The organism is Rurimicrobium arvi (genome assembly GCF_039540495.1).
Lineage (GTDB): Bacteria > Bacteroidota > Bacteroidia > Chitinophagales > Chitinophagaceae > Rurimicrobium > Rurimicrobium arvi.
The window spans coordinates 1-20,102 of record NZ_BAABEZ010000001.1; the positions used below are offsets into that span (position 1 = coordinate 1).

Annotated in this window: 18 protein-coding genes; 10 read left to right on the forward strand and 8 right to left on the reverse strand. The window is 47.8% G+C overall.

Annotated features, from left to right (window positions below):
• Nucleotides 1-287: 287 nt before the first annotated feature.
• The 7 genes from ABD846_RS00005 to ABD846_RS00035 all read left to right on the forward strand — a co-directional run bounded on the left by ABD846_RS00005 (nt 288) and on the right by ABD846_RS00035 (nt 5,433).
• Entirely contained in the window at nt 288-1,577 is a 1,290-nt protein-coding gene (locus ABD846_RS00005; protein WP_344821392.1) for a nucleotide sugar dehydrogenase, read from the forward strand.
• A gap of 3 nt (nt 1,578-1,580) precedes the next feature.
• Nucleotides 1,581-2,567, forward strand: a complete 987-nt coding sequence (locus tag ABD846_RS00010) for an SDR family oxidoreductase (protein ID WP_344821394.1) — start codon at nt 1,581-1,583, stop codon at nt 2,565-2,567.
• A gap of 88 nt (nt 2,568-2,655) precedes the next feature.
• Nucleotides 2,656-3,258: a hypothetical protein gene (locus ABD846_RS00015; protein ID WP_344821396.1), complete on the forward strand. Its 603-nt coding sequence runs from the start codon at nt 2,656-2,658 to the stop codon at nt 3,256-3,258.
• 32 nt (nt 3,259-3,290) lie between these two features.
• Nucleotides 3,291-3,743: a D-aminoacyl-tRNA deacylase gene (gene dtd, locus ABD846_RS00020; protein ID WP_344821398.1), complete on the forward strand. Its 453-nt coding sequence runs from the start codon at nt 3,291-3,293 to the stop codon at nt 3,741-3,743.
• A 4-nt stretch (nt 3,744-3,747) separates the two neighbouring features.
• Nucleotides 3,748-4,191 carry a nucleoside deaminase gene (locus ABD846_RS00025; protein WP_344821399.1) on the forward strand — a complete coding sequence of 148 codons (444 nt, stop codon included), beginning with the start codon at nt 3,748-3,750 and terminating at the stop codon, nt 4,189-4,191.
• Between the two features lie 69 nt (nt 4,192-4,260).
• Entirely contained in the window at nt 4,261-4,842 is a 582-nt protein-coding gene (locus tag ABD846_RS00030; RefSeq protein ID WP_344821401.1) for a D-sedoheptulose-7-phosphate isomerase, read from the forward strand.
• A gap of 18 nt (nt 4,843-4,860) precedes the next feature.
• Complete coding sequence (locus ABD846_RS00035) at nt 4,861-5,433, forward strand: D-glycero-alpha-D-manno-heptose-1,7-bisphosphate 7-phosphatase (RefSeq protein WP_344821403.1); 573 nt, start codon at nt 4,861-4,863, stop codon at nt 5,431-5,433.
• Between the two features lie 63 nt (nt 5,434-5,496).
• Here ABD846_RS00035 and ABD846_RS00040 read toward each other — a convergent pair whose 3' ends face one another.
• Both ABD846_RS00040 and ABD846_RS00045 read right to left on the reverse strand, forming a co-directional pair.
• Nucleotides 5,497-6,270, reverse strand: coding sequence for an ABC transporter ATP-binding protein (locus tag ABD846_RS00040; RefSeq protein ID WP_344821405.1), 774 nt, complete (start codon nt 6,268-6,270; stop codon nt 5,497-5,499).
• A 144-nt stretch (nt 6,271-6,414) separates the two neighbouring features.
• Complete coding sequence (locus ABD846_RS00045) at nt 6,415-8,958, reverse strand: ATP-dependent Clp protease ATP-binding subunit (protein ID WP_344821407.1); 2,544 nt, start codon at nt 8,956-8,958, stop codon at nt 6,415-6,417.
• A gap of 125 nt (nt 8,959-9,083) precedes the next feature.
• On the opposite strand from ABD846_RS00045, the gene ABD846_RS00050 reads away from it, so the two are divergent.
• Entirely contained in the window at nt 9,084-9,458 is a 375-nt protein-coding gene (locus ABD846_RS00050) for an STAS domain-containing protein (RefSeq protein WP_344821409.1), read from the forward strand.
• A gap of 34 nt (nt 9,459-9,492) precedes the next feature.
• Here ABD846_RS00050 and ABD846_RS00055 read toward each other — a convergent pair whose 3' ends face one another.
• Both ABD846_RS00055 and ABD846_RS00060 read right to left on the reverse strand, forming a co-directional pair.
• The gene (locus tag ABD846_RS00055; protein WP_344821411.1) at nt 9,493-10,887 is read right to left on the reverse strand and encodes a peptidylprolyl isomerase; all 1,395 of its coding nucleotides are present in this window, start codon (nt 10,885-10,887) and stop codon (nt 9,493-9,495) included.
• 88 nt (nt 10,888-10,975) lie between these two features.
• Entirely contained in the window at nt 10,976-12,061 is a 1,086-nt protein-coding gene (locus tag ABD846_RS00060; RefSeq protein ID WP_344821413.1) for a tetratricopeptide repeat protein, read from the reverse strand.
• 85 nt (nt 12,062-12,146) lie between these two features.
• Here ABD846_RS00060 and hemH point away from each other — a divergent pair, with 85 nt between their 5' ends.
• Nucleotides 12,147-13,181, forward strand: a complete 1,035-nt coding sequence (hemH, locus tag ABD846_RS00065) for a ferrochelatase (protein ID WP_344821415.1) — start codon at nt 12,147-12,149, stop codon at nt 13,179-13,181.
• A gap of 19 nt (nt 13,182-13,200) precedes the next feature.
• On the forward strand, nt 13,201-13,743 hold the full coding sequence (locus ABD846_RS00070) for a CopD family protein (RefSeq protein ID WP_344821417.1): 543 nt from the start codon (nt 13,201-13,203) through the stop codon (nt 13,741-13,743).
• Here ABD846_RS00070 and ABD846_RS00075 read toward each other — a convergent pair whose 3' ends face one another.
• The 4 genes from ABD846_RS00075 to queA form a co-directional block, all read right to left on the reverse strand.
• On the reverse strand, nt 13,744-15,159 hold the full coding sequence (locus tag ABD846_RS00075; RefSeq protein ID WP_344821419.1) for a DUF5689 domain-containing protein: 1,416 nt from the start codon (nt 15,157-15,159) through the stop codon (nt 13,744-13,746).
• Between the two features lie 7 nt (nt 15,160-15,166).
• Complete coding sequence (locus ABD846_RS00080; protein WP_344821421.1) at nt 15,167-15,976, reverse strand: DUF5689 domain-containing protein; 810 nt, start codon at nt 15,974-15,976, stop codon at nt 15,167-15,169.
• 2 nt (nt 15,977-15,978) lie between these two features.
• Complete coding sequence (locus tag ABD846_RS00085; protein ID WP_344821423.1) at nt 15,979-18,753, reverse strand: hypothetical protein; 2,775 nt, start codon at nt 18,751-18,753, stop codon at nt 15,979-15,981.
• A 227-nt stretch (nt 18,754-18,980) separates the two neighbouring features.
• The gene (gene queA, locus ABD846_RS00090; protein ID WP_344821425.1) at nt 18,981-20,033 is read right to left on the reverse strand and encodes a tRNA preQ1(34) S-adenosylmethionine ribosyltransferase-isomerase QueA; all 1,053 of its coding nucleotides are present in this window, start codon (nt 20,031-20,033) and stop codon (nt 18,981-18,983) included.
• Nucleotides 20,034-20,102: the final 69 nt, after the last annotated feature.

Genomic DNA, 20,102 nt, shown 5'->3' on the forward strand with positions numbered 1-20,102 from the left:
TCAATGATGGCTGGGATGGTACCTATAATGGTAAACCTGCAGATATGGGGGTATACAACTACCTCATAACGGTGGGGTATCCGGATGGAACCACACAGACCCTTAAAGGCGACGTTAACCTCGTGAGATAAAAACGCCCTGTATAATTATTATTCGCAAAGGCCTCCGGAAACGGTGGCCTTTGTTTTTGCCGAACGGTCAATTCCTGAAATACTGGTGAAAATGAGTCAGAAAATTAGCAATTCGACAAATATCACCTTATTTTTGCTCTCACTAAAGACGCCCTGATGTATCATAAAATAGTATCAAAAGAATCAAAAATTGCGCTCGTGGGACTGGGATATGTCGGTTTGCCGATAGCCCTGGCATTCGCCCGGAAAGTAAAAGTGATTGGTTTTGATATCAATGAAAGCCGTGTTGGTATGATGCGCAATAAGATAGACCCCAGTAACGAACTGGAGTCTGCAGCTTTCGATAATTGTGATATTACGTTTACAAGCGATATTGAACAGCTGAAGGAAGCCAATTTTTATGTAGTGGCGGTTCCCACACCTGTTGATAATCATAATGTGCCGGATCTGACACCTGTCCTGCGCGCTTCGGAGACGCTCGGTAAAGTGATCAAGAAAGGGGACTATGTGGTCTTTGAATCGACGGTTTACCCCGGATGCACGGAGGAAGATTGTTTGCCGGTGATCGAAAAAATATCCGGACTGAAGGCCGGAGCAGATTTTAAATATGGCTATTCTCCTGAGCGGATTAATCCGGGAGACAAGGTGCATACCCTCGAAAATGTGGTAAAAGTGGTTTCCGGTTCAGACGCTGAAGCACTGGAAGAAATTGCACAAACGTACGAACTGGTCGTGAGCGCAGGCGTGCACCGCGCATCTTCCGTGAAAGTCGCTGAAGCCGCGAAAATCATTGAAAATACCCAACGTGATCTGAATATTGCGTTAATGAACGAATTGTCCATCATTTTTGATAAAATGGGCATCAATACATTCGAAGTGCTGGAAGCAGCGGGAACGAAATGGAACTTCCTGAAGTTTTCACCTGGTTTGGTTGGCGGGCATTGTATCGGTGTGGACCCTTATTACCTCACCTACAAATCTGCACAGCTGGGCTACAACTCTCGTGTGATCCTTTCCGGCCGTACGATCAACGATGAAATGGCTGCGTATGTGGCCAAGAAAACCGTTCAGGCTATTATTAAAGCCGGTACCAATGTCGGGCATTCCAAAGTACTGATCATGGGCTGTACGTTTAAAGAAAACGTGTCTGACATCCGCAACTCTAAAGTAGCAGATGTGGTGAAGGAGCTTGAAGCGTACCAGGTAACTGTACACGTGACCGACTCTCATGCGGATAGTGCGGAATTGCAGCACGAATATGGATTTGGTCTGCAGGAACAGCTCGCATCCGATTATGATGCGGTGATCGTTGCGGTCAACCATGCGGCTTACACAGGTCTTGAAGAAGATTATTTCAAAAGCATTACCAAGCCCGGAGCATTCCTTGCTGATCTGAAGGGTATTTACCGAAACAAGATTGCTCATCTCAAATACTGGAGTCTCTAATTCATGTCCGTTTTCCATTCCGCTGACTTAAGCAATAAAACGTTCCTCGTTACCGGTGGCGCCGGCTTTATCGGTTCGCATATCGTAGGCTATCTGCTGCAGCACGGGGCTGCGAAAGTGCGGGTACTGGATAATCTGGCAACAGGACTTCAGTCGAATGTGGATTTATACACTGCTCATCCGGCATACGAATTTGTGAACGGGGATATACGGGATTATGATACCTGTCTGCGCGCTTGTGAAGGCATTCAATATGTCACTCATCAGGCCGCTCTCGGATCCGTTCCGCGTTCGGTGAACGATCCTGTATCCAGCAACGCTGTAAATGTGAACGGTTTCCTGAACATGCTTACCGCAGCGAAGGACAGCGGAGTCACAACATTTGTGTATGCGTCTTCTTCTGCGGTTTACGGAGACGAACCGAATCTGCCCAAACATGAGGAAAGGGTTGGAAATCCTTTATCGCCTTATGCTGTCACCAAGAAGACCAATGAATTGTATGCAGATGTATTTGTCCGTTTATACGGTATGCAGATAATCGGTTTCAGATACTTTAATGTATTCGGCGAGCGGCAGGACCCCAATGGCCCGTATGCCGCCGTTATGCCCCTGTTTGTGTCGGGGATTATTAACGGAACACCGGTGTTCATCAACGGAGACGGCGAACAGACACGCGATTTCACCTATGTGGATAATGCAGTGCAGGCCAATATCCGCGGGATGCTTACCGACAACAAAGAAGCTTTTGGCAAAGTGTACAATATTGCGGTCGGCGAAAATTTTTCTGTGAACTTTCTGTACCACGCTATCCGTGATCTCCTGGGCATCGAGCATGAGGCTACCTATCGCCAGGAAAGGGAAGGAGACATCCGTAATTCGCTTGCGGATATTTCGCGTGCCAGAACCTTGCTTGGTTACGATCCGCAATATCGTTTTTCAGACGGTTTGCAACGCACTGTCGCATATTTCCGCGAGGTGTACAGCAAATAGTAATTATCTTTTCACATAATCTTGCGGTCCGGCTGATCGCGTCTCCTTTAATTTAGTGCCAGGTTTCCAACACTGATAAAAGGACTTCATGATCATCATTCTCATAGGATTAATAATAGGTATTGTCGGGTACATCATGGTAAACAATGTCAATCTTTGTTTGCTGGAACTGAACCGTAAAGGTAGCCGCTCATCGCTGGTTTTTTTCTGCATTCTGGCGCTTGTCTTTGAAGGCGCATATTGCTTCGGTACTTTATATATGCTGGAACGGCTGATGCATTATCCCCTTGTGATACGCATTGCCCAGTATCTTTCGATCGGATTTTTGTTTGCAATAGGATTATGGACCTTAATGGAGTCTTCGAAACCACAGGAAGCGCTGCAGGAAAATATTATCCGGCGCGGATATTGGTCGGTGGTCATACATCCCCAGCAAATTCCTTTCTGGTTTTTCTGGGGCCTGTTGCTGATACGCAAGCAATTGCTGCTTCCCGACAGCGGCCATTTCCTTTTGCTGTCAATTGCGAACTGCGCAGGATCCCTGATCGTTTTTCTGCTGTACATACGCTACGGCAATAAGCTGATAGAACGCTTCAGCATCCGGCGTAACCTGCTGAAAAATATCGTGGGGGTGATCTGTCTTGGCTCCGGTGTATTGCTGGCAGTGGATATATTGCGCAGCGGCACTTGAAAAAGTAAAAATGAACTTTACATTTGCCGTTCATGAAAGCGGTTATTCAACGTGTTTCCGAAGCTTCCGTCAGTATCGACGGTGTGGTTAAAAGCCGGATAGGCCAGGGTATGCTCATTCTTTTAGGTATACATAAAGATGATACGGAAGAAGACGCCCTTTGGTTGTGTCAGAAAATAGCCGGTCTCCGGATTTTTGCCGACGGCCAGGGACTGATGAATGAATCGGTAATGCAGGCTTCGGGAGCAATCCTGCTGGTTAGTCAGTTTACGCTGATCGCATCTTACCGGAAAGGCAACCGTCCGTCTTTTATTGAGGCAGCAAGGCCGGAAGCGGCTATTCCCTTATACGAATTTTGCAAGCAACAACTGGCAGAGCTTACCGGAAACCCGGTTGCAAGCGGAACGTTTGGTGCGGATATGAAAGTGCCGCTCACAAATGACGGGCCCGTTACTATTTTAATTGATACCCGAAATAAAGAATAACCGGATGTATGATGATACACACTTTATGAAAGAAGCGCTGCGCATGGCGCAACAGGCTTACGACGCAGGCGAAGTACCTGTGGGCGCGGTGGTGGTCTGGAATAATAAGATCATAGGACGCGGGTCCAATCAGGTGGAACAGTTGAGCGATAGTACCGCCCACGCGGAAATGATAGCGATCACCGCAGCCTGCAACCAGATCGGCGCGAAATATCTTCCTGAAGCAACTTTGTATGTTACCGTCGAGCCATGCCTGATGTGTGCCGGGGCCATTTACTGGAGTAAGGTAGGACGCATCGTATTCGGCGCTTCCGATCCGAAGAACGGCTATAAGCGTATTGCGGGCAATCAGAACCCGTTTCATCCGAAGGCTTCGCTATCTTATGGTATTATGGGGCAGGAATGCGCTCAGCTGATGAAAGACTTTTTTGCAGCAAGACGTGGTTGATTTATTTATATGCGTGAGCGGTAATCGCTTTGCAAGGCGGTTTTTGTATTTTTGAACAGTTACAACTCTATGACCAGGATTAAAGATATCATTAACGCATCCATCGAGACAAAGCAGGCGCTTTTGGCAGACGAACATCTCGTGCAAACCATCAGCGATGTGGTACAGTGTATTGTTTCCTGCTTTAACAATGGCGGAAAAGTGCTTTTCTGTGGAAACGGCGGTAGTGCTGCTGATGCCCAACACCTTGCCGCAGAATTCAGCGGACGCTTTTACAGCGATCGTAATCCGCTGCCGTCCGAGGCTTTGCATTGTAATACCTCTTATCTCACTGCCGTTGCAAACGATTATGGCTACGATTACGTATATAGTCGTATGATCAAAGGTACAGGCAAACCCGGCGATGTACTGGTGGCACTGAGCACTTCCGGAAATTCGCTGAATATCCTGAATGCCATGACCCAGGCCGAAGAATGCGGTATGATTACCATAGCGCTAACCGGGGCAGGTGGCGGTAAGATGAAAGATCTTTGCGGCTATCTGCTCAATGTTCCTTCTACCGATACACCACGCATCCAGGAATGCCATATCATGATTGGTCATATCATCTGCCAGTTGGTAGAAGAGCAGTTATTTAGTGAACGCAAATAGAAAACCCATCTGTCAATCATGAATAAAACAAAATATACCAAAGACTGGTCTTTGTTTCTCGATCGTGACGGAGTAATCAACCAGGAAATTCAGGGAACGTATGTCACCAGCTGGGACGGTTTCTCTTTCTGTGAAGGAGTGTTGCCGGCACTTGCCGCATTGGGCAATACCTTCGGTAACATTGTCGTTGTGACGAACCAGCGCGGGGTAGGACGTGGTATAATGGATATTGAAGATCTGCGCCTGATTCATCACAATATGCAGCATGTTGTTTCCGAAAACGGCGGTCGTATAGACAGTATTTACGCGTGTACTTCGGTAGACGATCAGGACCCAAACCGGAAGCCTAACGTAGGAATGGCGATGCAGGCGAAAGAGGACTTTGAACAAATTGATTTCCATAAAAGCGTAATGGTCGGCAATAACCTGAGCGATATGCTTTTCGGTAAGCGAATGGGTATGCACACCGTATTTATAGCCACTACGCAGCAACCGTTTGAGTTGCCACACGATATGATAGACGAGCAGTTTCCTTCTTTAAAGGAATGGGCAGACAGCCTCAGTCTGGCTCAGAACGTAGTGCTGAATTAAGCTGATTTTTTAGAAAAATGAAAGCCGTCTCTTCAGGAGACGGCTTTTGTTTTGTTCGAAGTGTCAGATTGCTTTCTGTTCACTCATCATGATTTCTTTAGCCTTACGCAGGAAGTCCGATGCGAAAATGAATTTGTTCAGATCTTCGTCATCACTGAAGATGATCTCTTTATTCGAGCCTTCCCATTTCTTTTTGCCCTGATGCATATACACGATGTGATCCCCGCGTTCCATTACGGTATTCATATCATGGGTATTGATCACTGTGGTGATATTGTATTCTTTCGTCAGGTCGTAAATCAGTTCGTCGATCAGGATAGATGTCTGCGGATCAAGCCCGGAGTTCGGTTCATCGCAGAAAAGATATTTGGGATTCAGCACGATTGCCCTTGCAAGAGCGACCCTTTTTTTCATACCGCCGCTGATTTCGGCCGGGAATTTTTTGTTGGCGCCCTGCAGGTTCACGCGTTCCAGCACCTCATTCGCTCTGGCGAGTTTTTCACGGCGTGTTTTACGGGTGAACATATCCAGTGGGAACATGATATTCTGCTCTACAGTCTGGCTGTCGAACAGCGCAGAACCCTGAAACAGCATGCCGATCTGAGTACGTATTTCCTTCAGTTCCTTGTCATCCAGATCAAAAATGTTCCTTCCTTCATACAGCACGCTGCCACTGTCCGGAGACATCAGTCCCACCATGATCTTCATCAATACCGTCTTCCCGCTTCCGCTGGTTCCGATTATCAGATTGGTTTTCCCTGCAAGCATGGTAGCGCTTACATCCAGCAGTACTTTTTTTTCTTCAAATCCTTTATTAATGTGCTGAATTTCGATCATTATACGTAAGGGTGGTGCTTTCTTCGGCTAAGATAAGACATATCATTCTTCAAATGCGCAGTAAATGACTGCACCGGTTACTTTAAGTTATCGCTAAGAAGTGCTGTAAACAAAAACCCCGGACTAAAATGCCCGGGGTTATATTTATTGTTGTGTCTGACTTGTCTCTTCAGTGGGTTTCTTCCGATCCACGGAGAATACGATCTTGTGATCTGTATCGTCGTAATCGGCTGTTACCACATCGCCGCTGATGATCCGGTGATTCAGGATCTCCTCTGCGAGCGGGTCTTCCAGGTATTTCTGGATGGCCCTGTGCAATGGACGCGCTCCGAATTGCTGATCATAGCCTTTATCGGCAATGAATTTCTTGGCTTCATCACTTACATTCAGCTCAAAACCAAGCGTATTCAGGCGTTTCAGTACGCCTTTCATAATGATGTCGATGATCTTGTTGATGTCTTTTTGCTCCAGGGAGTTAAAAATGATCACATCGTCGATACGGTTGAGGAACTCCGGAGAGAACGTTCGTTTCAGCGCCTTTTCGATAACTCCTTTATTGCTCTCTTCTACAGTAGATTGTTTGGCTGAAGTGGCAAATCCTACTCCGTCACCAAAATCTTTCAACTGGCGAACACCGATATTCGAAGTCATGATGATAAGCGTATTTTTAAAATCCACTTTACGTCCCAGACCGTCGGTCAGCTGGCCGTCATCAAGCACCTGCAGCAGGATATTGAAAATGTCCGGATGGGCTTTTTCGATCTCGTCCAGCAGCACCACACTATAGGGTTTGCGGCGGATTTTCTCTGTAAGCTGGCCACCTTCTTCGTAACCTACATATCCGGGAGGCGCTCCGATCAGGCGCGTCAATGCGAATTTTTCCATGTACTCACTCATGTCGATACGCACCAGCGCATCTTCACTGTCGAACATATAGCGTGCCAGGGATCGCGCCAGCTCTGTCTTTCCGACACCGGTCGGACCCAGGAAGATAAACGAACCGATCGGTTTGCGCGGATCTTTCAGACCTACGCGGTTCCGCTGGATTGCTTTCACCACTTTGGCAATCGCTTCGTCCTGACCTACCACAGCGCCGGCAAGGTCTTCGTTCATACGGATCAGCTTGGCACTCTCCGCTTCCACCATGCGCATAACCGGTATACCCGTCATCATACTCACTACTTCAGCGATGTCTTCTTCCTCAATAGGAATACGTTTGCTTTTGGCTTCCTCTTCCCACTGTTGTTTCGCTTTTTCCAATTCTTCGCCCAGGCGTTTCTCTTTGTCGCGTAAAGCTGCGGCTTCCTCAAAGCGCTGGCTTTTCACAACACGGTTTTTCTCCTGTTTGATCTCTTCGATCTGAGCTTCCAGATCAATGATTGCCTGAGGAACATTGATATTTTTCAGGTGAACACGTGCTCCTACTTCGTCCAGCACATCGATCGCTTTGTCCGGCAACAGGCGGTCCGTCATATAACGGTCGCTCAGTTTCACACATGCTTCGATCGCATCTTTACTGTAAGAAACATTGTGGAACTCTTCGTATTTACTCTGAATGTTGGAAAGGATCTGGATCGTCTCATCAACGCTTGGCTGTTCGATCAGTACTTTCTGGAAACGCCTGTCCAGCGCGCCGTCTTTCTCGATGTACATGCGGTACTCATCCAGTGTGGAAGCACCGATACATTGCAGATCGCCGCGCGCAAGTGCAGGTTTGAATATATTGGATGCATCCAGGGAACCGCTTGCACCGCCTGCTCCGACGATGGTATGAATTTCATCAATGAACAGGATCACATCCTTGTTCTTCTCGAGTTCGGTCATGATCGCTTTCATACGCTCTTCAAACTGGCCGCGGTATTTGGTTCCCGCTACAAGGGATGCAAGGTCGAGTGAAATGACGCGTTTGTCGAAAAGTACGCGTGATACTTTACGCTGAACTATACGCAACGCAAGTCCTTCGATGATCGCCGTTTTACCAACTCCAGGCTCTCCGATAAGGATGGGGTTGTTTTTTTTACGGCGTGAAAGGATCTGAGATACACGTTCGATTTCTTCCTCACGGCCTACTATCGGATCGAGGGTGCCTGTTTCCGCTTGTTTGGTTACGTCGCGACCAAAGTTATCCAGCACAGGTGTTTTTGACTTGGAGGCACCCGGAGCCGGTTTCTTCTGCTGAAATTGTTTGCGTTCCTCATCTTCGTCGAAATCGTCTCCGGTTCCGCCGTCGAAATCAGCAGCAGGCGTGTTTCCCTGCAGAATGTTCAGTTCGGCTTTGAAATTGTCGTATGTAACATCCATTTGCTGCAGAATAGTGGTCGCAGGGTTTTCTTTGTTTTTCAGGATCGACAACATCAGGTGCTGTGTTTCGACCGAAGGGCTTTTCAGCGCACGGGCTTCCAGAACGGTGATGCGGATCACTTTTTCCGCCTGTTTGGTAAGCGGCAGGCTGCTCAGGTTATCAACCGACTTGGTGGTCTTTTCTTTGATAACGTTTTCAACCTCGTGACGCAAAGAATAAATATCGATGTTCATATTCTGGAGCACCTTCATCGCAACGCCTTCGCCTTCGCGGAGAAGGCCCAGCAACAGGTGTTCCGTTCCTATAAAATCATTTCCCAGTCGAAGGGCTTCTTCTCGGCTGTAAGAAATGATTTCCTTTACTTTCGGTGAGAAATTAGAATCCATTTATGAGCTTTTAATGCAGTTAAAGTTAAAGAGAATTGGATTAGTTGTTCTGTGCCTGTTTTTATTTTTAACTTATTCGGAGGCAAGCTATTTTTGTACCGGAACTTCATCAACTTTTCCTGCTTATGCAATTCAAAACTGAGACCAAAGATCAATATACCCTTATTAGCGTCCAAAACGGCAGTCTTGATGCCGGTGCGGCTGCGGAATTGGCAGATATGTGTGAGAAACTGTCTGCTCAGGGCAGCCGGAACTATATTGTCGATTGTGCAGTATGCCAGGAAGTAAGTGCGGACTTCATTGAACCCGCCTGCGAATTGTCTGCATCCGTTTATGAAACAGGTAAATCTTTTGTACTGGCCAATACGCCTTCGGAATTAACGGCCTTGCTGAAGCAGCAGGACGCTATTGACCTGCTGAATTGTGCGCCCACATTCGCCGAAGCGGTGGATATCATAAGCATGGAGATACTCGAGCGGGATCTTTTTGACGAAGAATAAAAGAAAATGCCCGGCGTACACCGGGCATTTTCTTTTACAACTGTTTTTTATTCATTGCGGCAACCCAGGGTGCCAGTTCAGGGCAGGTCTGGTATTCCTTGTCTATTTTAAGATAAAAGGTCGGTAGTTTTTCGCGAAGCCATTCAGACTGCTTATCCATTTGTTTCTGCCTCAATGCAACTTCCTGTATGTTGCTGTAATCGTCTATAAGGTTTGCCTTATGAGGCTGGGAGCGGGACTTCAGATAAATAATACGACAGGATTTTTCGCCGGTCAGCTGATTGGTGAATACCTGAGGCTGCGAGAAGCCGCCTTCCTGAAGACTATCCAGCGCCAGCACCATTGCCGGATCCAGGTCTTTTATCTGCAATTTAGAGCTTCCGGTGCGCGGGTCACTCAGGATACCGCCTGTCTGCTTGCTTGCTTTATCGTTGCTGTATTTACCTACTGCCAGTTGGAAAGTAGTTTTTCCGCTTAAGAGTTCGGCGCGTACACTGTCCAGCTTCATTAATGCTGCTTTATAATCGGCATTCGTACGCTCCTGGCGGATGAGAATATGCCGCAGATGCGCTTTTTCTCCCTCGCGGGCCACATTCTGAATAATATGGTATCCGTATTCTGTTTTCACAATGCCGGATATCTCCCCGACCTGCAGGCGGAATGCCGCCTTTTCAAATTCAGGTACCATTTGTCCGCGCGATACCCAACCGAGATCGCCGCCCTGGTCGCGGGAGCCGGGATCTGCGCTGTAGGCCGATGCCATGGATTCAAAGCTTTTACCGGATTTAATATCATTGCGGATCTCTTCTATACGCGTACGTGCGTAGGCATCCATTTCCGGACTTACCGGAGGATCTATCACAATCTGGCCGATCTCTACGGAAGCCGGGAATAAAGGCAGACTATCTGCAGGTATTTTTTCAAAATAACGTCTTACCTCTACGGGTGTGATTTTCACATTCTGGAACAACTGTCCCTTCATACGGTCTGCTACCAGACTTTCGCGGATCATTTCGCGAGATTCGTCTTTCATCTGGTATACCGTTTTGCCCATCATCTGCTCCAGGCGCTCCTGCGAGCCTGCCTGTTCGATAAATCTGCGCAAACGAAGATCCATATTGGCATCCACCTCTTCGTCGGAGATAATGACGCTGTCGCGCTCTGCCTGCTCGGCAAGCAGTTTCTGAAAGATCATTTCCTGTAACAGCGTACACCTCATTGTGTCGCTCATTTCAGGATTCTCCATTTTGTACTGCGCGAAATTGTAATCCAGTTCCGACTGCAGGATGATCCGGCTTTTACCCACTTTCGCTATAATGCGGTCCAGTTGTCCTGCAGGTTGCGCCTGCGCGGCAGCGGGAATGAGGGCAACGATCAGGGCGCTTGTTAACGTGTATTGCCTGAGCCAGGAACTTAAAGAAAAAGACATAGTTGTTTGGTGTAATGTAAGCCTCCAAAGGGGGCAAAAGTATTATATAATAAAGGGATCGGGGGACACCGATACCTATTTTAACGTTTTAATTCCCGGATTTCTTATCGAAGTTGAAATAGCCCTTGAAATTGCGTTGCTGATTGTAGGCGTCGGCCGCCGTGAGTGTCAGCGGATTTTTCACGCGGAATTGCTCCATTTCTTTTAATTCTTTTCCGAAACTTCCCTTCCATCCGGAAAACTGCTGTGGATTTTCTGCATTCCCGAACAACCATTGGTTGTATGCGTCAAAATAGCCGTTGCGCATTAGATTTTCCTGATACCGGAATAGTCCGAAAGGATATTGAGCAGCATAATTGTCCGTCCAGCTGACAATAAAGCGACTTCTCAGCATAATGAGATTTTCGGTGTTGATGCCGTCACTCACAACGAAAAACAGGTTCAGCATCGTCTTTTCCACCGCTTCCTGAAAATTGCGCGGGTCTCTTGATAAAAGCGGGTTGCCGCCTGCGGTTTTTGACGGAGTGAAGAAAAGTTTCTGGTAAGCATCGAGCAGCAGGATGCGTGTTTCATTACCCCTGGGCGTGTTCGGCTCTTTATTCACGAATATCTCACCATATAATATCGCCCATACCGGCTGGTCTGTCTGGACATACGCAATAGCGGCTTCATGATAGTTGAGCCTGAATTCAGGGTCGTGTGCGATACCATCGAGCCAGGATTTCAACGCATCTTCAAATTTCCTTTCATTCTTATACATCACGCCCTGCTCATAGTACAGCAAACCAGAATTGGGAAAGCGTTCAATACCGGCAGCAAGCGTTTTTTGTGCTTTTTTCGTGTCTTTGAGTCCGCTTTGTGCCTGGGCTGCAATGCGAAATACATCTGCGTCGGCGTTACCGTTGTTTATCACCGGGGTGAGGACTGCCAGCGCATTTTCGTTATTGCCGTTCAACTGATATGCCTGAGCAAGCGATTTTTTTACACGGAGGTTACCTGGTTCGGAGGGTGCTATCTTCTGGAAAATAGCAACTGCTTCGGCAGCATTTCCCCTGTTCAGGCTTTGCATTCCCTGCTCATAAATTTGTTCTGCTTCGGGAGACGACCAGTCCTGCGCTTTCAATTGCAGGCTTAGTGCACTCCATATACAAAAAAATCCGAAAACTTTTTTCATCACTGCAAACTTACTGCAAATAGGGGAGGACTCCATCTGTAACACAAACCGCGAATTGCAAAAGTTTCGATTAATTTTGCGCCCGATGGCAAACGCAATAAACAGGAATGCCGAAAAGGCAATAGTACTTATGAATCTCGGTTCTCCCGATTCTCCTTCAGTGCCCGATGTACGCCGGTACCTGAACGAGTTTCTGATGGATGAGCGCGTGATCGACAAATATGGCTACCTCGCACGTCTTTTGCTGGTGAAAGGGATCATTGTCCCTTTCCGCGCTCCGAAGTCGGCACATGCCTACAGTACTATCTGGACCGATGAGGGCGCTCCGCTGATCGTCATTAGCAGACAATTGCAGGCCGCATTGCAGGAGCAAACAACTTATCCGGTGGAAATCGCAATGCGCTACGGAAACCCGTCTCCCAAAGCAACTTTCGATAAGCTTGCAGCTTCTATGCCGAACCTTAAAGAAGTGTTGCTGGTGCCTATGTATCCGCATTATGCGATGAGCAGCTACGAAACTGCTGTGGTATATGCACAGGATATTCATAAAAAAGAAGGGTATAAGTTCCGCATGGAGATTGTGCCGCCGTATTATAATAATGATGCTTATATCAACGCGATGAGCGCTAATATTGCACCTTATCTGGAGCAGGAATATGATCATATCCTGTTCAGCTATCATGGCATTCCCGAACGGCATCTCCGGGTAAGTGATCCTACCGGTAACCATTGTCTGTCCACAGCCAACTGTTGCGAGTGCAGTTCTCCGGCGCATGCATTCTGTTACCGTCACCAATGCCTCGACACAATGCATCTTGTGATGCAGCAACTGAATGTACCGAAAGAAAAATACAGCTATGCATTTCAAAGCCGTTTAGGCAGAGATCCCTGGCTGAAGCCATACACAGATTTCCGGCTTGCCGAGATGCCGAAAGAAGGAATTAAGAAATTGCTGATCTTATGTCCTGCATTCGTGAGCGATTGCCTGGAAACGCTTGAAGAGATTGAAATGCGCGGAAGGGAGCTGTTTATGGAGGCCGGAGGAACAACCTACCAGATGATCCCTTGTATGAACACGCATCCGGAATGGGTGAAAGCTCTCGCAGGGTGGGTAAATTAAACTGATAAACCGATACTCATTGCTATACCTTAAGGCCTTCCATATTATTTTCATTGTGACCTGGTTTGCCGGGATGTTTTACATCCCGCGCCTGTTTATTTACAACACCGAAGCGCAGGAACGGCCGGAAGCAGAGCGACGTGTATTGCAGGAACAATTTTCGATCATGATGCGCCGTCTGTGGTTTGGGATTACCTGGCCGTCTGCGATCATAACACTGGTGCTCGGCCCCTGGCTGCTCATACGGATGGGATATGCGCCTTATCTTTTTGAACAACCGATGCGCTGGCTGCTGCTAAAACTGGTGTTTGTATTTTTTCTGTACCTGTATCATTTTTCATTACACCGCATTTTGCGACAGCAGCTTGCCGGCCGGTTCCGGTACTCGTCCCAGCAATTACGGGTATGGAATGAAGTGGCGACTATTTTCCTCGTGTCGGTGGTACTGCTCGTGGTGGTAAAGCAGGGTATCAGCCTGGTTTGGGGCCTGGCAGGACTCATCGGTTTTGTGGTACTGCTGATGAGCGCGATCCGCATTTATAAGCAGTTGCGTAAACGTTGATTAGTAAACGTCTATTGCCGGATACCTTATTTTCAGTTCTTTGGTACTGCCATAAGGTGTAGCGATTCCCCGGAATGTTTTTGATATGGAGGGGATCGTTTCATTGGCAAATGTGGCGGAACTGCTCGTGTATAATATGATGCTTCCGCTTGCGTCGCTCAGCGTTTTGTTTCCCGAATATTTACCTCCGCCTGCCACACGTGCATTCTCTGTTTTTATAAGCACCGACTCGTATTCCGTAAAATGATCGTTGAGTTCTTTTATTGTCACGGTGATAGGTGTCACGGAAATGTTTTGTGCACATGTCTTCACCTTGGCAGTGGTAATATTTTTGATTTCAAGCAGGCCGTTATAAGAAGTGAGCGTGGCTCCGGTGATATTGATGCTTACAGAGTCTCCCATATCCGGGAGGTCCCCTGCAGCCGATCCGAAGTAAACGGTAATTCCTTTATTGTCTTGTTGCAGCACAATATTACCCGTGCCAAAATTCTGATGCGCTTCATCACTCGTAACCACGCCTCTGATGCTTAACGCAGGAAGGACGGTGTCCTTGCCTTTATAGAAATTCCGCAGTGCGGCTATACTGATTTCTGTTGCAATTGCACCGGAAGAACCATCGCAGCGTACAGCTGTCATATCAAGATCACTTGCGTGGCGTAGTATCAATTGCCCCACCGTATTATAAACGCTGAAGATGCCTTTCAGCATGCCATGGCCGGCTGGTGTGTTTTGCGCATGGAAACTCGCATAGTTGCTGGTTCTTACCGTGATTGTATCTCCCCGGCAATCGCTCAGTGTGGTATTCCCCGGGTTTCCATCGGGAGCAAAATATTCATCCTTCAATGGGTTTAGCCATTCCACATCGCTGAGTTGAACAATCCGGTTACAATAAATTCCGGGTGAGTCTTTCAGTTGTCGGATGCTCACCTCCTGCAAAGAAATGTCTATTTGATCTGCTGCCGTTACAATGTGTGCATCTATCTGCGCCGCAGGTATATCGCTTACCTGCAGGATGCCCTTATTGTCTGCAACCGGTGTACTGCCCAACTGCAGGGTGCCGTGATTATTGCCCAGATACAGGCCGTTCAGCAACAGATAAACAGAGGCATTTTCCGGGAAACGCGTGTACAGGCTGTTTGCATTCAGCAACATCGCGATACCCGCTGTGCTGTCTTCCAATATAAGCTGGTTATAGAAGTTGCCGCTTGAGTCGTCTGCACGCACCAGGCAGTGCACGATAAAACTATCCGTTATGCTCACCGGTTTACCTTCTGCCGGCTGAAGCGCGGACAGATCACGCAGGCGGTAATTGGACTGTAACTGTTTCGGATCGTTTTTAGGAAATTCGATCGGTTTTCGCAGGCAGGAAGCGAATAGCAGCGGGGTGCACAGCAGGGTGATGTATCGTTTTTTCATAAGCCGGTCAGGGGCATCGTTGGTCAGTGAAATGAATATCAGAGGTGTCGCGCAGGATCAATTGCGGTGTATTATTGTACACCGAATACACAGCGGTAATCGAGCCTTTTCCTTTCGGAACCGGCGCAGTTGCGAAACTGCAATACCCGCTGGTCCGCAATAAAATAGTGTTGCTGTCGCAATCTCTGATTGTCAGATTAGTCGCGGAACTCAGGTCCGGAGATACGGCAAAAGATTGCAGCATCGTCGTGTCTGAAAATTCTGCGGAATCGATCAGGACAAGTCGGTTCAGCAATTCGGGTAATGCCTTACGTACTTCACTCAGGCGCACCCGCAAAGGCTGAGGTGACGAACCGGGCACACCTTTGGTGATGTACATATCTATAAGCTGCCAGGGAATGGGTAATAATGTGCCTTGACTGTTTAACCGGTAGCCGAGCTGCGGCAGCTTATTGCTGAATTGTGTGGTGAGTCCTTTGCAGCGGATCTGTATATGCCGTCCTTCCGGGAACAGGGTATAAAGACTGTATCCATCCAGCAATAAGGGAATTGCGGCAGTGCCGTCGTCAATGATGATCTGTTTATAGAAATTACCTGTCCTGTCGTTTGCTGTTACACTTCCGCTGATAATCACCGCTTCGTTGACGGACTTGCTTCCGGAAGACCCCATATTTGCTTTGAATTCTGCAATCGTCTGATAGTGCCATAGTGTCGCTGTATCCGCCGACTGTTGCGGAACCGGGTAGTTTTTCCTGATACATGCAGCATCAGCCCAAAGCATCGGCACACAGCATATCATCCATTTCCATGTCTTCATAGTTACCATTTAAAGTTTATTCCGAGGGCATACGTCCTGCCGACAGCATAGATATATTTATTGGGGAAAGTTTCCGGATCATTGTCGGTAAAATTGTAACGTAACTGTTCATAACCCGATGTCTTGATGTCTGTGCGGTTGAGGATATTACTTACACTCAGGTAACAGAAAAAAATGAAATACTCACGCGGTCTTGTCTTACTTTTTCTTACGCGAAAAGATTTGGACAGCAGCATGTCTGACAACAATGCCGCAGGCAGTCGTTCCTGATTGAAGATTGCTTTGCCCGAAATACCTGAGGGATCTATATTTTCAGCCGCTGCTGCGGAACGCCTGCCTGCATTGATGCGCACATAATTTCTGTCGGTGTATCCGGCATTTAATTTCAGCGACCATCTGTGCGGCGCATTGATCCGGCAACCGGCACCTATAACGGTTTGAGGACCTGCTCCGGCGTAATAATTTCTGATGCTGACTTTTTTTAGTCCTTCTGATAATGCCGTATCGTTATCGCTGAATATGCGCACATCCGGGTTATTCGAAAAGTAAGATTGTCCTATTGCAGCGATCCCGTTCAATGTAATGCGGGGCGAGAGATCGTAGGACGCGGCAAATTCGAGTCCCGTATGCCGGATATTAAGATGGGTCTGCACCATATTGACGAAGCACTGGTACTCCGGCTCGTCATTGTAATAGCGCAGGATCTGCGTGATATTGCGACGCTCCGTCTGGTAAGCGTTAAATTGGATATTCCATTTGGGTGCGTGTACGATATAAGCGCATTCAGCGGACACGATGACAGACTGCAACATGCCGGCCGCGGCGGCCGGCTGGTCTCTCATCGCTGGTGCAACAAATGCCTGATCAAAATCTTCGGGACCTGTTTGCCGGAGATATATTCTTGCACTCAGATAATGCCTTCCGTTGATTTTCCAGGTTAATCCGTTTTTTAAGGTCACAGCCGGTAACAGTAAAGTACTTCCTTTTCCAAAAGATTGCCCGGGGAAGAGCCCGTTTCTGTATGTTCCTGTTCGCTGCATGCTGTTTACGGCACCGGAGACTGACGTAAATAAAGTCCAGCGACGGAAGTCTTTTTCCAATTGTGCGAAGAGTTGGATATGCTGCGCCGAGATGTGGTAATCATATTTGTAATGATCACCTTTATGCAATTCTTTATCCGGTGTGTTCAGGTCGTTCCGCATTGCATCGGCATTCCCGGGATAACTTTGTTGCGCATAGGTGTTATGGTTCAGAAAATAGTCGCCGCCCAACAGGTCGTCCAGTTGTTTGTAACGATGGGCATGCGTACTGTTCCAGGAAAACGATGCATGTAACTGTGTGTTGGCTGTAATGTCGTGCCTGACATGGGTTCTGAAGTGCATAGTATGCTGCTGCTCCACGTCTGAGGCAAGCACATAGAGCGCACGTCTGCCGTAGATGTTTTTAATAAGTCCTTCTTCCGCATATTGATGGGTATAGTAATTGAGCTGATTCGTTTCATACAGCCGCATCCAGTCAATTTGCAGTCGCGAAGGGTTCGCCAGAAGCAGTTGTTCTGCCGCGACCGCTCCCTGCGGATTGTCTTTGCTCAGAAAGGAGGGTAAGTTGCGGTAGTAGTCGGGTCTGGGATCGGGCGCGTCCTGCCAGTCGAGCCCGCGGTTTGCCTGCATGTACAGCTGGGTTGCGAGAGCGAAGCTCCATTGTGTATTTTCTGAGGGAGTATGTTCGCAGTGCAGTGCGAGAAGCGGAGTTCCGGCAGTGGCGCCGCGTGCATTTCTTTTCACGCCGTTTTGCCAGCCCCAGTTAGCATTGTAATAATGCGTTCCGGCGAGTGTGTATACTTCGTCGGTTGCGGCACTCTTCAGCTCGCGGTAGCTGTTCTGATACACCAGACTCGCTGCGAGCATCGTTTTGCGGAAAGACTTTGCCGCGGATGCATAGAGCGCATACTGGTCTGACGCGGTTGCGGGCACGCGGCTTTCTATAGCCCACTGACGTGTTATTGCGCAGCTGTACATCATTCCGCTTGTTGTCTTTTCCGGACAATAAAAGAATTGCACGCGATGATCGTAGCCACGGTTTGATAACGTGTAGCTGAACTTTCGTTGCGGCGTCTGATAGGGCGCATGCAAAAGGTAATTCCTGCTACCGCTCAATCCACCCGGTCCGTCTGCGTTAGCTTCAATACGGTTGCCGGAGCGCTGGGCTTTCATGACTTCACTCAAGCCGGACCAAAGCTGAAAGTTTGCCTGATTGTCTACCGGACTGTTGAGCAGGACGCCGCCCAGGTATACTTCCTGTTGCTGACCCGGATATGCCCGCGCCCGGAAGCCATAACCGGAAAAAGTGAAACTGTTGGCAATAAACAGGTCATTGCTGTTCAGCAGCATCCCTGCCTGCGGAAGAATCGCGTCATCAGCGGTGACCTGTTCGGTGCTGCCTGCCTCATTAAGAGTTGTCGCTGTTTCCGCGTGCGACAATGACAGGGGCACCAGCTGCAATGGACCCAATTGCAGAGAGGAGTCTCCTAAAGCCACCGTAAAGGAGTCGGCAAACTGCTCATAAAGCCACACCTGTACCGTTATTTTCCCCGGGGGAAGGTCACCAAGCATAAAGCTTCCGTCGCTGGCGGTGGTTTCGATACGCCTGAGCCGGGGAAGGCGCAGCGTACAGCTTTCCGTAAGTAAGTTACCATCCCGGTAACGGATCTGCCCGGAAAGCATAAGTGTTCCCGGAGCGGCAAACAAAACTGGCGGCGTAAATAACGCCGCCAGCATGCCTAGTACTAGGTTCTTCTGATACATCTGGTTCGTCTAACAGCCACGAATGTATTGTACATCTTTAAAAAATGGAAAACTTATTGCGATATTTTCATTTTTTATTTTGATGAAATTGAAACCTGATACTAAAATTATTTATGTTTAAATTATCGAATGTAATTTATGTGTAATAAAAAGCCGGCTGTTCGGGCCGGCTTTCGATTTTTAGAGGAAACTATTTATTCTTAGTCTACTATCAGCATTGCATCGCCATAGCTGAAGAATCGGTATTTTTCTTTAATTGCAGTATGGTACGCTTCCATTGTAAGATCGTATCCTGCAAATGCACAGGTCATGATCATCAGGCTTGTTTTAGGCAGGTGGAAGTTGGTCACGAGGGAATTAGCGATTGAAAAATCGTAAGGAGGATGGATAAAAAGATTGGTCCATCCGTCTGCCGGTTTCAGAAAGCCTTGTGCCGTAACAGAACTTTCCAGAGCCCTGAGCGTGGTAGTGCCCACAGCGCAGATCTGACGGCCTTCCTGTTTTGCACGATTCACGAGGTTGGTCGAATATTCATCAATCGCGAAATATTCCGCGTCCATTTTATGTTTGGAAAGATCTTCCACTTCAATCTGGCGGAAAGTACCCAACCCGATGTGCAAGGTTGTTTCGGCGAATTTCACACCGACTATCTCGAGGCGTTTGATCAGCTCACGGCTGAAGTGCATCCCGGCGGTTGGTGCTGCAACGGCTCCTTCATGCTTGGCATACACTGTCTGGTAACGTTCTTTATCCTCGGCGTCGGGCTTGCGCTTAATGTATTTAGGCAGCGGCGTTTCTCCGAGCAGGTCAAGCATTGCGCGGAATTCACTGTCGTCTCCGTCAAAAAGGAAGCGGATCGTACGGCCACGGGAAGTAGTATTGTCAATTACTTCCGCAACGAGTTCGTCATTGTCGCCGAAGTATAACTTATTACCCACACGGATCTTACGGGCCGGATCAACAATCACATCCCATAAGCGGTTGACTTTATGCAGTTCGCGCAGCAGGAATACCTCAATTTTGGCACCCGTTTTCTCTTTCTTACCGTAAAGGCGGGCAGAGAATACTTTGGTGTTGTTCACTACCATTACGTCTTTATCATGGAAGTACTTCTTGATATCATGAAATACTTTATGCTCAATTTTGCCTGTTTTGCGGTGCACGACCATCAAACGGCTCTCTTCGCGCTGTTTTGATGGGTATTGAGCAATCAGATTTAACGGTAGGTCAAACTTAAATTGGGATAACTTCATAAAGCGAAAAGACGATTTTTGCGGAATTTGCAAAAGTAAGCAATCCCCTGACACAAAAGAACATTCATT

Coding starts and splice junctions, on each gene's coding strand:
- ABD846_RS00005 (WP_344821392.1), top strand. CDS start 288: ATGTATCATAAAATAGTATCAAAAGAATCAAAAATTGCGCTCGTGGGA.
- ABD846_RS00010 (WP_344821394.1), top strand. CDS start 1,581: ATGTCCGTTTTCCATTCCGCTGACTTAAGCAATAAAACGTTCCTCGTT.
- ABD846_RS00015 (WP_344821396.1), top strand. CDS start 2,656: ATGATCATCATTCTCATAGGATTAATAATAGGTATTGTCGGGTACATC.
- dtd (WP_344821398.1), top strand. CDS start 3,291: ATGAAAGCGGTTATTCAACGTGTTTCCGAAGCTTCCGTCAGTATCGAC.
- ABD846_RS00025 (WP_344821399.1), top strand. CDS start 3,748: ATGTATGATGATACACACTTTATGAAAGAAGCGCTGCGCATGGCGCAA.
- ABD846_RS00030 (WP_344821401.1), top strand. CDS start 4,261: ATGACCAGGATTAAAGATATCATTAACGCATCCATCGAGACAAAGCAG.
- ABD846_RS00035 (WP_344821403.1), top strand. CDS start 4,861: ATGAATAAAACAAAATATACCAAAGACTGGTCTTTGTTTCTCGATCGT.
- ABD846_RS00040 (WP_344821405.1), bottom strand. CDS start 6,270: ATGATCGAAATTCAGCACATTAATAAAGGATTTGAAGAAAAAAAAGTA.
- ABD846_RS00045 (WP_344821407.1), bottom strand. CDS start 8,958: ATGGATTCTAATTTCTCACCGAAAGTAAAGGAAATCATTTCTTACAGC.
- ABD846_RS00050 (WP_344821409.1), top strand. CDS start 9,084: ATGCAATTCAAAACTGAGACCAAAGATCAATATACCCTTATTAGCGTC.
- ABD846_RS00055 (WP_344821411.1), bottom strand. CDS start 10,887: ATGTCTTTTTCTTTAAGTTCCTGGCTCAGGCAATACACGTTAACAAGC.
- ABD846_RS00060 (WP_344821413.1), bottom strand. CDS start 12,061: ATGAAAAAAGTTTTCGGATTTTTTTGTATATGGAGTGCACTAAGCCTG.
- hemH (WP_344821415.1), top strand. CDS start 12,147: ATGGCAAACGCAATAAACAGGAATGCCGAAAAGGCAATAGTACTTATG.
- ABD846_RS00075 (WP_344821419.1), bottom strand. CDS start 15,159: ATGAAAAAACGATACATCACCCTGCTGTGCACCCCGCTGCTATTCGCT.
- ABD846_RS00080 (WP_344821421.1), bottom strand. CDS start 15,976: ATGAAGACATGGAAATGGATGATATGCTGTGTGCCGATGCTTTGGGCT.
- ABD846_RS00085 (WP_344821423.1), bottom strand. CDS start 18,753: ATGCTGGCGGCGTTATTTACGCCGCCAGTTTTGTTTGCCGCTCCGGGA.
- queA (WP_344821425.1), bottom strand. CDS start 20,033: ATGAAGTTATCCCAATTTAAGTTTGACCTACCGTTAAATCTGATTGCT.